Origin of the sequence: Sphingopyxis sp., assembly GCF_035944815.1 — a bacterium.
Taxonomy (GTDB): Bacteria; Pseudomonadota; Alphaproteobacteria; order Sphingomonadales; family Sphingomonadaceae; genus Sphingopyxis.
In genome coordinates, this window is the sequence record NZ_DASZAU010000013.1 from 169,816 (window position 1) to 182,748 (window position 12,933).

The 12,933-nt window shown below is 67.2% G+C and carries 10 protein-coding genes; 4 read left to right on the forward strand and 6 right to left on the reverse strand.

Annotated elements, in window-relative coordinates; translation table 11 throughout:
• Position 1 precedes the first annotated feature (1 nt).
• Positions 2–1,054, reverse strand: coding sequence for a tRNA epoxyqueuosine(34) reductase QueG (gene queG, locus VGU00_RS18195; protein ID WP_327471080.1), 1,053 nt, complete (start codon positions 1,052–1,054; stop codon positions 2–4).
• A 67-nt stretch (positions 1,055–1,121) separates the two neighbouring features.
• Between queG and VGU00_RS18200 the strand changes: the two genes are divergently transcribed.
• The 4 genes from VGU00_RS18200 to msrB all read left to right on the forward strand — a co-directional run bounded on the left by VGU00_RS18200 (position 1,122) and on the right by msrB (position 5,214).
• A complete protein-coding gene (locus VGU00_RS18200) occupies positions 1,122–2,075 on the forward strand; it encodes an ABC transporter ATP-binding protein (protein WP_327471082.1) in 954 nt (317 codons plus the stop codon).
• A complete protein-coding gene (locus VGU00_RS18205) occupies positions 2,072–3,361 on the forward strand; it encodes an ABC transporter permease (protein ID WP_327471084.1) in 1,290 nt (429 codons plus the stop codon). Before VGU00_RS18200 ends, VGU00_RS18205 begins: the two co-directional genes overlap by 4 nt.
• Before the next feature lie 88 nt (positions 3,362–3,449).
• Complete coding sequence (locus tag VGU00_RS18210) at positions 3,450–4,685, forward strand: cytochrome P450 (RefSeq protein ID WP_327471086.1); 1,236 nt, start codon at positions 3,450–3,452, stop codon at positions 4,683–4,685.
• 43 nt (positions 4,686–4,728) lie between these two features.
• Entirely contained in the window at positions 4,729–5,214 is a 486-nt protein-coding gene (gene msrB / locus VGU00_RS18215) for a peptide-methionine (R)-S-oxide reductase MsrB (protein WP_327471088.1), read from the forward strand.
• 3 nt (positions 5,215–5,217) lie between these two features.
• Here msrB and VGU00_RS18220 read toward each other — a convergent pair whose 3' ends face one another.
• The 5 genes from VGU00_RS18220 to VGU00_RS18240 all read right to left on the reverse strand — a co-directional run bounded on the left by VGU00_RS18220 (position 5,218) and on the right by VGU00_RS18240 (position 12,892).
• A complete protein-coding gene (locus tag VGU00_RS18220; protein WP_327471089.1) occupies positions 5,218–7,086 on the reverse strand; it encodes a hypothetical protein in 1,869 nt (622 codons plus the stop codon).
• Entirely contained in the window at positions 7,083–7,514 is a 432-nt protein-coding gene (locus tag VGU00_RS18225) for a GtrA family protein (protein ID WP_327456714.1), read from the reverse strand. The genes VGU00_RS18220 and VGU00_RS18225 overlap by 4 nt, the downstream gene beginning before the upstream one ends.
• Positions 7,515–7,539: 25 nt before the next feature.
• A complete protein-coding gene (locus VGU00_RS18230) occupies positions 7,540–9,075 on the reverse strand; it encodes an NAD(P)/FAD-dependent oxidoreductase (RefSeq protein ID WP_327471091.1) in 1,536 nt (511 codons plus the stop codon).
• A 142-nt stretch (positions 9,076–9,217) separates the two neighbouring features.
• Positions 9,218–12,028 carry a carboxypeptidase regulatory-like domain-containing protein gene (locus tag VGU00_RS18235; RefSeq protein ID WP_327471093.1) on the reverse strand — a complete coding sequence of 937 codons (2,811 nt, stop codon included), beginning with the start codon at positions 12,026–12,028 and terminating at the stop codon, positions 9,218–9,220.
• Between the two features lie 33 nt (positions 12,029–12,061).
• Positions 12,062–12,892 carry a molecular chaperone gene (locus VGU00_RS18240; protein ID WP_327471095.1) on the reverse strand — a complete coding sequence of 277 codons (831 nt, stop codon included), beginning with the start codon at positions 12,890–12,892 and terminating at the stop codon, positions 12,062–12,064.
• Positions 12,893–12,933: the final 41 nt, after the last annotated feature.

Consider the following 12,933-nt stretch of genomic DNA (forward strand, 5'->3'; position numbering starts at 1 on the left):
GTCACGGCGTCAGTTCCGCGAGCGCCCATGATGCCGCGTCGGCGACCATTGGCGATTCGTCGCCGGCCAGCCGCTCCAGTACCGGTACGAAGCGCGCATCGCCGCTGTTTCCCGCGGCGATCGCCGCGTTGCGAACCATGCGGTTGCGCCCGATCCGCTTGATCGGGGAGCCCGCGAACACCTGCCGGAACCCCGCATCGTCGAGCGCGAGCAGATCGGCGAGCGACGGCGCGACCAGCTCGGCACGCGGCAGGAAGGCGCGGTGCGCATGCGCCCGATCGGCGAATTTGTTCCACGGACAGGCGGCGAGGCAATCGTCGCAGCCATAGATGCGATTGCCGATCCCGCGCCGCAGCTCGACGGGGATCGGGCCATTGTGCTCGATGGTGAGGTAAGAAATGCAGCGCCGGGCATCGAGCCGGTAGGGCGCGGGAAAGGCCTGCGTCGGGCAGGCATCCTGGCACGCAACACAGCTGCCACATGTGTCGCGCCCGGGCTTGCTGCCCGCGAGGCCCAGCGTCGTGTAGATCGCTCCGAGAAACAGCCAGCTGCCATGCTCGCGGCTGACTAGGTTGGTGTGCTTGCCCTGCCAGCCGAGCCCCGCCGCCGCCGACAGCGGCTTTTCCATCACCGGCGCGGTGTCGACGAACACCTTGACCTCGGCATCCTTCGCTTCGGCGACAAGCCAGCGCGCGACCGCCTTCAGCGCCTTTTTGACGATGTCATGATAATCCCCGCCCTGCGCATAGACCGAAATGCGGCCGCGATCGGGGTGATCGGCGAGCAGCAGCGGGTCGAACGCCGGCGCATAGCTCATGCCGAGTGCGATCACCGAACGCACTTCGGGCCACAGCCCCCGGGGCGAACCGCGTTGCTCGGCGCGGCTTTCCATCCAGATCATGTCGCCGTGACGCCCCTCCGCCAGCCACTGGCCGAGCCGCGCGGCGGTTTGCGGTGCCGCCCCCGCATCGGCGATGCCAAACGCGACGAAACCATGCGCCCGCGCGATGGCTTCGAGGCGTTCTTCCAGAGGGGGCAAGGCTTCCGCAACCATTGGCGCTCTATACGCGAGCCGTCTCGCCGTGCCATAGCTTGCACGTGCGCCAGTCGGGGACCATGATTTGAGCGGATTCAGCGTCGAGGCGAATGGCCTCACCAAATATTTCGGCGATTACAGGGCGGTCGATCATGTCAGCCTCGCGGTGCCGACGGGCAGCATCTACGGCGTGCTCGGCCCCAATGGCGCGGGCAAGACCACCAGCCTCCGCATGACGCTCGGCATCATCGACCCCGACGAAGGGTCGAGCCGCGTCTTCGGCGAGCGGCCGCAGGCCGTTCGCAACCGCATCGGTTATCTTCCCGAGGAACGCGGCCTCTATCCTGGCATGAAGGCGCGCGAAGCGATCGCGTTCATGGGCGCGCTGCGCGGGCTCGAATGGGCCGAAGGCCGCCGCCGCGCCGCCGCATTCATGACCGAACTCGGGCTCGAGCGCGTGATCGATGAAAAGATCCGCAAAATGTCGAAGGGCATGGCGCAGATGATCCAGCTGATCGGCTCGATCGTCCACGCCCCCGACCTGATCGTGCTCGACGAACCTTTCTCCGGGCTCGACCCCGTCAACCAGGAACGACTCGAAATGCTCGTACGGCGCGAGCGCGAGCGCGGCGCGACGATCCTCTTTTCGACGCATGTCATGGCGCATGCCGAGCGGCTGTGCGACCGCATCGCGATCATCGCGCGCTCGCAGCGCCGCTTCGAAGGCACGGTCGACGAGGCGCGCGCGCTGCTGCCGATGCAGGTCCGCTATACGCCGCGCGAGCAGTGGGATCCCGCGGCAATCGCCGCGAGCCTGCCCGCCGGGGCCGAACAGCGCGGCGATGGCTGGCACTTCGCGATCGAGGATGCCGGCGTCGAACCGCTGCTCGCGCGCATCACCGCGAGCGGCCTTGGCGTCACGGGCCTGTCGATCAGCCGCCCCGCGCTCCACGACGCCTTCGTCCATATCGTGCGGCAGGTCGATGCGAGCTTCGACGCCGACGCCACCGAAGATGCGGTCGAGGAGGCCAGCGCATGACCCCCTTCATCCAGAGCATGTTCGTTGTTGCGCGGCGCGACTTCCTCGCGATCGTCGCAACGCCGACCTTCCTGCTTTTCCTGCTCGCACCGCTGTTCATGGTCGGCATGGGGCTCGCCGGAGGCATGGGCGCCTCGCAGCTTGCCGACAGCGCGCGCGGTGCCGGCCGGATCGTCGTCGTTGCCGATGCCGCGGATATCGAGGCGTTGCGCGCCGCCGACGCCCGGCTTCGCGATGCCTTTTCGGGCAGCGAGGCCCCGCCGCCGGTCACCTTTCGCCTCGCCGGCCCCGACAGCGTCGATCCCGTCGCGATCGCGCTCGAGAAGGGCTCCGACACCTATGCGGTGATGACCGGCGCGCTCGAGGCGCCACGCATCGTCGAACGCAATGTCGACGGCAAGTCGGGGCGCTATCTGGCCCTGCTCGCCGGACAGGTCCTGCGCGACCGCGCCGCGGGCGCGGTTGCCGCGGTCGAGCCGCGTTACGAAAGCATCCGCAGCGGGGGCGCCAGCATCGCCGCACAGCAATCGCTCGGCTTCGGCGCGGTCTTCATCATCTTCCTGCTGACGCTGCTGCTCGCCGGCCAGACGGTGAGTTCGCTCGCCGAGGAAAAGGGCAACAAGGTCATCGAGATCCTTGCCGCCGCAGTTCCGCTCGAAAGCGTCTTCCTCGGCAAGCTCCTCGGATTCCTAGGCGTCGCGGTTCTGTTCATCGCCTTCTGGATCCTGATCGCGCTCGGCGGCGGGCTGGCTGCGGCGCTGCTCGCCGACCCCACGTCGCTCGCCGCCGCCGATGGCGCGAGCAAGGCCGCGGCGGCGATGGCGGCGATGCCTGCGACCGGCTGGGGATTTTTCCTCGGTATCGGCTTCATCTATTTCATCCTCTCCTTTCTCCTGCTCGGCGCGGTCTTTCTCGGCGTCGGCGCACAGGCGGGAACGGTGCGCGAAATCCAGATGCTCAGCCTGCCCATCACCATCTTCCAGGTCGGCATGTTCAGCCTCTCCGCCGCAGCCGCCAGCGCGCCGGGCAGCGGCCTCGCCCGTTTCGCGCAGATATTCCCTTTCTCCTCACCGCTCGCGATGGCGGCGCGCGCCGCGACCGACGATTCGAAAGCGGTCCACCTCCTCGCGCTCGGCTGGCAGGCGATCTGGGTCGCGCTCGTCGTCTGGATTTCGGTGCGGCTGTTCCGCGCTGGCGTGCTGAGCAGCGGTAGCGGCTGGAAATTCTGGCGCCGGAGCGCGGCGAATGCCGCCCAGGGCGCGACCACCGAAGCCGAGCGTCGTTGACAAAGCTGTTAGCAGTGGCATTCTGCAACTGATTTCGCCGACGGCGGCAAGCGTCGCGGCGAGTCCCCTGCCAAGGAGGAGGATGCCGATGGCCACTGCCGCCAAACCCCAGACCGTTTCGCACGCTTATGACATGAGCCCCGCCGCCCTCTATTCGGAGGATCGCTGGCAGGCGCCCTTTGCCGAGCTGCGCCGGCTGGGCGGCATCGTGAAATGCGAAGACAGCGTCCACGGCCCCTATTGGAATATCGCGAGCCACCAGGCGATCCAGCATGTCGAGGCGCTGCCAGATATCTACAGCTCGTCGTGGGAATATGGCGGGATCACGATCCTCGAACGCGACGAGGACGAGGATTTCCGCCTGCCGATGTTCATCGCTATGGACCGGCCGCAGCACACCGACCAGCGCCGCACCGTCGCCCCCGCCTTCACCCCCGCCGAAATGACGCGCCTGTCGGAGGATATTCGCAACCGGACCGGCGAAGTGCTCGACGGCCTGCCGTGGGACAGCGAATTCGACTGGGTCGATCGCGTGTCGATGGAACTCACGACGCAGATGCTCGCTTTGCTCTTCGACTTCCCGTGGGAAGACCGGCGCAAGCTCACCGAATGGTCCGACTGGATGGGCGACGTCGAACTCGCGCAAAAGCCCGAACTCAAGGAACAGCGCCGCGCGGTGCTCGAGGAAGCCTTCGTCTATTTCCAGAAATTGTGGATGGAAAAGCTCGACCAGCCGCCGTCGCCCGACCTTTTGTCGATGATGCTGCACAGCGAAGCGATGCGCAACATGGACAAGTACGAGTTCATCGGGAACCTTGTGCTGCTGATCGTCGGCGGCAACGACACGACGCGCAACACCATGTCGGGACTCGCCTATGGCCTCGACAAATTCCCCGAGCAGCGCGCGAAGCTCGAAGCCGACCCCGCGCTCATCCCCAATGCGGTGAGCGAGATCATCCGCTGGCAGACCCCGCTCGCGCATATGCGCCGCACCGCGCTCGAGGATGCCGAACTGTTCGGGCACCAGATCAAGAAGGGCGACAAGCTCATCCTCTGGTATCTGTCGGCCAATCGCGACGAGAGCGTGTTCGACGACGGCGACGCGCTCAAACTCGACCGCGAAAATGCACGGCGGCACCTGTCCTTCGGCTATGGCGTCCACCGCTGTGTCGGCGCACGCCTTGCCGAACTGCAGCTGCGCATCCTGCTCGAGGAAATGGCGGCGCGGCGGATGCGCGTGACGGTCACCGGCACGCCCGAGCGCGTGCACGCCTGCTTCGTCCACGGGTTCCGGACGCTCCCGGTAAAAGTCGAGAAATATTGACGCCCGCTTGTAACCCTTCGCCCCGGGCATACGTATCGGGACTATGATCGAACGTCGTCATCTCCTTGGCGGACTCGCGCTCGGCGGCGCCATCATCGGCGCCCCGATGCTTTTCGCCAAATCGTCGCGTCCGCGGGCGGAAGCAGGCTGGCAACTTTCCGACGCCCAGTGGAAGGCGCGCCTGTCGCCGCTGCAATATCGCGTGCTGCGCGAAGCCGCGACCGAGCGCGCCTTTACCAGTCCGCTCGACAAGGAAAAGCGCGCGGGGATCTTCGCCTGCGCGGGCTGCGCGCTGCCGCTCTATTCGAGCAAGACCAAATTCGACAGCGGCACCGGCTGGCCGAGCTTCTGGGCGCCACTGAAAGGCGCGATCGGCACCTCGACCGACCATGATCTCGGCTATGCGCGGACCGAGGTCCATTGCAAACGTTGCGGCGGCCACCTTGGCCATGTCTTCAACGACGGGCCGAAGCCGACGGGCAAACGTTATTGCATGAACGGCGCGGCGCTCGCCTTCCGCCCTGCCTGACGCCTATTCGGGCTTCACCCGCCAGACCGAGATTCCGGTGCGCGTATCGATCGGCACCGCCTCGAGCCACGCCGGAGGCGTTCCCGCATCGAGCTCGGCAGCCAGCGAATCCTTGCGCGCTCGGCGATAGGCGGTGAAGTCGTTCGCGCCGCGGCAAAAGACGATCAGCTGTGCCTGCTGCCCGCGGACCAGCGCCTCGGCCTTGGCCGGGTCGCCGGCGAAAACGCGGATCGTATCGGCCATCGCCGCCTTGTTGCGGTGATGCGGCGTCGCAACGACACTGTGCTGCGTCCAGAACAGCAGCGGCGCGCCAAGGTCGATCGGCGTCAGGATCGTCGTTTTCGGCAGCCGGGCCAGCGCATCGATCGCCGGCGGCGCGAGACAGGCCTGCTCGGCCGTCGGTTGCCCGGAGGCCTCGTTGCCGGCGTTCAGTGCCGGAAAGGCCAGGCCGAGCACGGCCGCGACCGCCGTGCTGCCGAGCAGCGGCAGCGTCAGCGCGGCGGCCACCGAAGCCGCGATCCGCGGTACGGTCGATCCGATCGTCCGTGCCCGTTCCCAGATGCGGAAGCCGAGCCAGGCACAGCCCGGCAGCGCGAAGAGATGCGCGGTCGAAACGCTGCGCATGACGAGCAGCGACAGCGCCCCGGCGCCGAGCAGCGCGATGAACACCGTCGTCCAGTTGCGGCGATCCGCATCATCGGCAGCCGCGCGCCAGGCGAGCAGCGACCCGGCAAGCCCGACGAGCGTCGGCACCAGCACATGCACCGTGACCAGCGGCTTCGAAGCCCATAAGGGCTGGCCTTCGAGGACGTGGCGATACCAATATTGCACGACGATCGGGTCGAGCGAAGCGAAGGGTCCCTTTGCGCATTGCGGCTCGGTCCACAGCAGCGCGCCCGCCGCGGCGACGCCCGCGCCGCCCAGCCACAGGAAGCGGGTCGCGATATGCGCCGGATGCGCGCGCACTGCCGCGAAAATTACCGCCGTCGCAGCGACGAACGCGGCCATATAAGGTGCCGACAGCGAATCGCACCATGTCGCGGTAAGACCCACCGGACCGCGCGTCAGGAACTGGAACAGGATCGCGCCGGTCGCGAGCGCGCCCATATAGCCGCATAGCCGGGCACGATCCGCGTCGCGTCCGTGCAGCGCCCAGCGCAGCGCCGCAAGGCCCGCAAACAGCGCGGCGATCGGCAGGCCTTCGATCGAAATGGCGAGCAGTGCCGCCGCGCAGAGGCCGCCGATCAGGCCGGCGCTCCATGTCGCGGGCCGCAGCGCCTGGCCCATCACGAGCATCGCGAAGAATATCTGCCAACCATGATGATCGACGCGCAGCGGGCGGAATTGCGCGACGACGAACGCCGACAGGATCAAAAACAGCGGCACCGCATAGGCGATTCGCCGATCGGACAGGTTGCGGTAGCCGAGGACGCAGGCGACGCTGAGCGCCGCACCGAGCAGCAGCGGCCACAGCGCCATCACGATGCGTTCGGCCATGACCTGCCCGACGACCGGCTTGAGCAACAGGATACCGGCAGCGATCGGCGCATCGACGATGCGCGACCAGTGCATCAGCACCCCGCCGCCCGTGGGATTGACGCGATATTGCGTCGGGTCCCACCAGCCCTGCCCGGCGATGAGGTCGCGCACCTGCGCCATGCGCATCGCGTCGTCGGTATCGGAAAGGTCGAGCGCGCCGATCGCATGCCATTGCACGGCGATCGCGATCAGGCTCATTGCCGCCCAGACGAGCAGCGCAATACGCACGGGCGTGAACCAGGGATGCAGGTCGAACGCGCGCGCGCCGGATGCGGCAGGCTGCGGCGGCGCAGTACCGCCCCCCCCCCCCGCAAAGGCGGGGGCGTCGGTCATGCCGCGGCGGCCCGGAAAACGATATGGCGGCGCAGCAAATAGGTGGTCTGGAAACTCACGACGATCGCCGCAAGCTTGGCCAGCCGCGGGTCGAGCCCCAGCGCGCTGCCACCGCCGACGATCGCGGTCGTGACCGCGAGGCCGACGAGCGCCGAGCCGACGAAAAGCAGTTTCTGCCGATGCCGTTCACCCGTGCCGCGCGCCGCCGCGCCGTCGGCGAAGACGAGCCGGCTCGAAATCATCCAGTGGACGAGAATGCCCGCGCAATAGCCGGTCGCCGATGCCGGCACCGGCGACAGGCCGGCGTCGAGCAGCAGCAGGAACAGCCCCGCGTCGCTGCCGAGCGCAAGCCCGCTCGCGAGCAGATAGTTCAACCAGCGAATTTCGCCGCGCCGAACCGACGCGATCAGCCGCGTGACGGGTTGCATGGCGCCGATCCCCCCGGCCAAGATCTCAGGCGGCCTTCGCAACGCGCGCCGGGACCTCGCGGACCGACGCCAGCGCGGCCTGTTCGCCCTCGGTGCCGCTTTCATGATATTCGGCGTCCTCGTTGACGCCCCAGATATCATAGAGCTTCTCGCCCGCGACAATGTTGCGCACGGTCAGCATCGCGGTCATCATCGCATGATCCTGGTTGTTGTAACGGTGCATGCCGTTGCGTCCGACCATGTGCAGCGTCGGATAACGCGCTTCGAGTTCGCTGCGCATCGTCTCGACATGCGCCGCATAGTCGTCGTCATAGACCGGATAGGCCTTTTCCTGCCGCACCACGGCACCGCCGACGACATCCTCGGGATCGCAAAGACCCAGGATCTCCATTTCCTTCGTCGCCAGCGCGACCAGCTGCTCGTCGCTCGCCGACCAGAGCCCGTCGCCCTCGAAGCAGAAATACTCAAGGCCGACGCACGCGAGCTCGGGATCGGGCACCATTTCGGGCGACCAGCTGCGGAAATTCTGCACCCGGCCGACCTTCACCTTGCTGTCGTGGATATAGATCCAGTTGTCGGGGAACAGATCCTCCGACCGGATCTTGAGTGCGACGGTCAGGAAGTCGCGATATTTGAGATTCGGCGCGGCGTTCAGCGCGCAAGCCGGCAGCGGATGGATCCGCGCCGCTAGTTCGCGCATCGGCGCCGAGCTGATGACATGCGCCGCGTCGATCACGACATCGCCGTCGGGGCCGGTCGCGGTCATCCGCCAGCGGCCAGTCTTCTGGTCCTGCGTCAGCTGCTTGAAGCTGTGGCCCATCAGCACATGGTTGCCGCCCGCGACGACCTTGTCGCGCGCCGCATCCCACATCATGCCGGGACCAAGCCGCGGATAGCGGAAGGTTTCGAGCAGGGTCTTCGTCGCCATGCCGTCGTTCGGGCGCTTGTTGAGCCCGAGGCTGCGCTTCAGCCCGTCGAGCACCGCAGCGCCGAGGCTCAGCCCCTTGATGCGCTGCGCCGCCCAGTCGGCCGACATTTCGTCGCACGGCATGCCCCACACCTTCTCGGTATAGGTCTTGAAAAAGATCGAATAGAGCTTCTTCCCGAACTGGTTGATCGTCCAGTCCTCGAAACTGCGGACGCTCTTGTTCGGAAACAGCTTCGCCTGCGCATAGCTCACCATGCACAAAGTCGAGCGGATCACGCCCAGATTCCACAGCGCCTCGAACGCGCGCAGCGGATAGGAGTAGAATTTGCCCTCATAATAGATGCGGCTCATCCGCGGGCGCTCGATGAAGTCGTCGGGAAGTATCTCGTTCCACAGGTCGACGACCTCGCGGCTCTTCGAAAAGAAGCGATGCCCGCCGATATCAAAGCGAAAGCCTTCATGCTCGACCGTGCGGCTGATGCCGCCGACATAGACGGGATCCTTTTCGATCACCGTGACGCTGTATCCCTGCTGGGTCAGCTGATAGGCGGCGGTCAGTCCGGCCGGGCCCGCGCCGATGATGGCGACGTCGGCGCTGGTCGGTCGGTTCCTCGAACCAAAAGCATCGGTCATTCGATTGTTCCCCACAGGCAAATTCATGCTCGGTCCCGCTGTGACCAATCATGGATAAAAACTAGTTAACGCGGACCCGGGATTCTCACGGATCGATCCGGTTGCGGCAGGAAAAATACCCCTCGAACGCGCGGCAAGCCGGTCACCGTCCTACCGCATCCTGGCGAATCGGGTCGTCATCTTGCCCGCTTTCCGGCGGTCCCCGCGCGCTGTTCGCGCCGGGCGGCGGCTCATCCTGTATCGCGACGTCGCGGCGCAGCGGCTTCAGCGCGAGCGTGCCGAGCCGGACGCGCGGCGTCGCCTTGCCCGGTACCGCATCGATCGCAAAGGCTGCATCGAGCCGGAGCGCGGCCGCCGAAGCCTTGCCGAGCCGGACCGTGTAGCGCCCGTAAGCAACCGCTTCGAAAAGGAAATATCCGTCGAACTCGGTCAATGTCGTCGCACGGACGCGGCCTTCGGCATCGACCAGTTCAAGGCCCAGCCCCTCGATCGGGTTGCCGCCATCGCGCCGGATGCTCCCCTCGATTTCGCCGGCCGCGGCCATCGGCAGCGCGACGCGTGTTACGACGCCCGGGCGCGGCGAGACGACGACTCCGGGCAGCGCGGGCTGGACATAGGGATCGGGCAGGCTGCCGGCGTCGATACCGATCATCACCGGGCGGAACGGCTCGAGCCCGTCGATCGTCCCCTGCCCCGCCTTGTCGGTCGCGGCCTCGACATAGGCGTTGCCGGCCGTCAGCGGAACGCCCGGCAGCGCCGCCTCGCCCGGCTGGCGGATTCCGTCGCCATTGTCGTCCATCCAGACGTCGGCGATCACCTGTCCGCGGCTCGCGAGCTTTTCGCTCGACACGCGCCAGCCGCCATTCGGCTTCGGCCCGAAGCTGAACGCGAGCGCCAACGACGCGGCGACCGACCCGTCGCTCGCGACTTCGCCAAAGCCGGTCAGCTGCAACTTGTTGAAACGACGCGTATATCCGATACCGGCGCGCGCGCGATCGAGCCCGCGGTCATAGCCGAGCTCGGCGCGCCATTCGGCATCGCCCTCGCGCTTTCCGGCACCCGCCCATTCGCCGATCACCGTCATGCGCGTGTCGCTATTATCCCCCGACAGCGCGAAACGCGCCTCGCCGCGAACGCGGACGCGGCCGATCCGGGCGTTGGCGAGCAGGCTGGCGGTCAGATTGTCGGGCGGGTCGGGCCCGACCGGTACCTTGGTCCGCGCCCAGTCGAGCTGGCCGGTAAAGGTCATCGCGCGGAAGCTCGCCGACGCGCGCGCACTCGCTTCGAGGCTCTCGATCCCCGAGCGCCGGTCGACCTGCCGGACGTCGAAATGGAGCGGCAGGATCGTCCGGCCGAGCTTCACCGACTGGTCGACCGATATCGCGTAAATGCCCGTGATATTGTTGATGAACCGGTCGGACACGAAGCCGCCCCAGCCGCGCATGGCATCGGCGCGGACATAGGTTTCGCCGAACGCGGCAAGCCAGCTCGCGCGGGCCGCGACCCCGCCATTGTCGGCATAGGAACCGGCGACCTCCAACAAGGTCGGGCCGATCGACCGCCGCAGCGCCGCCTCGCCATAATTGTATCGGATATTCTCGATCATCAGGCTGTGGAAATAGGCGGCGGCCGAGGTTCGCGTGTCGAGCCCGCGCTCGATCCCCAATGTTCCACGCCAGCCGCGCCGGAACGCGCCGCGGCGCTGGTTTCCGAATTCGATCAGGTCGGCATTTTCCTGCGCGAAACCCGCCCAGTACCAGGTCTGCTGCGGCGGGATCGAATCCATGCCGACCTGCACCTGCCGGATCTCGCGCCGCACCTGCCCCTGCGGGCCGTAGAGCACGATTTCGAAGCGATTCGCGCCATATTGCAGCGGCACGTCGATGAATTCATAGCGCCCGTCGCCGTTCGGGCTGGTGAAGGCGAGCAATTGCCCGTTGCGGTAGAGCTCGGCGTCCCAGCCCGCGGGCAGGTCGCCGCGGAAAGTCGTCTTGTCGAACGCATCGGGGCGTTCGATCGGACGGTTGGTCAGCACCGCGCCGCGCCCCGGCGCCGATCCCGCCACGATCCCCGTCGACAGCAGGCTGACGTCGCCCACCGCATAATGCGTCGCCTTCAGCGGCCCGAGCAGCCGCCCTTCGGCATCGGTGCGGTACAGCCGCATCCGCAAACTGTCGGGCACGCCCTCGTTGTCCGACGACAGCCGCGCGTCGAAGCTCTGCCCGAGCAGCTCGCCCGCGGCAAACAGCTCGTAGCGCGCCTGGACATAGGATCCGCCGCGCTTGTCCGACACCATCCCCGCCGACGCAACGACGTCGACCGACGGTGTCGCCCACGCCTGGTAGGGCCGCGCCGCCTGCGGCAGGCTCGCGAGGTCGAACGAGGCTTGCGGCCGGATTCCCGCCGCGCGCGCACGGCGTTCGGCGGCGAGCTGGAACGGCAGCTTGTCCTTGGAATCAATGCGCAGCACCGCGTTCGACAGGTCAGCGGCCAGCGGCACGCCGAGCCAATTGTTGAGGCTGTCCAGATCGACGCACCAGCCCGCGGGCGTGTCGCGGATCGTCGTCGGCGCCAGCCGGAAACTCTGGCTGCCCGCGCGCACTTCGCCCGCGTCGCGGTCGATCGTCAGGCTGCGGCGCTCGTCGAACACCCAGCCGGTTGCGCGGCGCAACTTCTTATCGACGCGCACTGCTAGGTCAAGCGCGAGCACGACGTCGGCGAGATCGACGCAAATCCCTTGTGGTGTCTGATAACCGCGCACCCCGTCGCCGAGCCGATACTGGCCCGACCGCACATCGAACAGCCAGCTATCCTCTTCGTTCGGCGCCCAACTGTCGGCGGCGATTGCGGCCGGCGCCTTGTCGACGGCCTGCGCGCCGGCGGGGACAAGCCCGGCCAGCGCCAGCCCGGCGAGGATCGCCGGTTTCCATCGTGCAAGCGCCGCGCGGATCATCGCCCCGCCCGCTTTCGTTCCGGTCGCGTCTCGCTATTTCACGATCCGCTCCGCCTCGTCGATCGTGCCGCCGCCGATTTCGCGATCCTCGGTATAGCGGATCCGCACCGGGCCCTTCAGCTTCGCGGCGAGCTCGCCGGGAACGCGCAGCGACACCTTGCGTTCGGCCACTTCGGGATAGACGGCGATACCGCGCGCGACGAGCAGGGGCTCGGCGACCCCCGGCCGCGTGACTTCGATATCGCCATAGACCGAACGCGTGCCCGTGCGCGTCAGGTCGAAATTGAACGCCGGACCGTCTTGTGTCTCGCCGACCCACGCTTCGCCGATCGATGCTTCGGCGCCGAGGTCGCCGACGCGGACGATCACCGGGATGGTGATGCCGTAAATCGGCGTCAGCGCGATCGACACTCCCTCGCTCGCGGGCCTGCCGGCATCAGCCGGAGCGGCGGCGGCCGAATCGGGCACCGCGCGAAACAGCATATGCGCGCGATATTCGCCAGCCGGCGTGCCTTCGGGAACGCGCACGCCGACGCGGATCACCTGCGGCTGGTTGGGCGGCAGGGTGACGCGGCGCGGGCTGAAGGCGATCATGTCGAGCGCGGCCCGCTCGGCCGGATTGACCTTGTCCTCGGAAATTTCGTCGAGCCCGCCTTCGGCGGTCATCCGCTTGATCTCGAGGCTGATGCGATAGGTCGCGGGCTCGGCGCCGATATTGTTCAGCACCACCTCGGTGCCGCGCGATCCGTCGAGAATGACGCGCGTCGGCGCCACCAGCAAGTCGCCCGCCGCATGGACGGGCAGAGCCGCGACGCCCAGCGCAGCCGCGGTAAACAGGCCGAAGCCCTTCAGAAAACGCAACATGGATACGATCCCCACAATCGTCTCGGGAAACGGCCCCACAC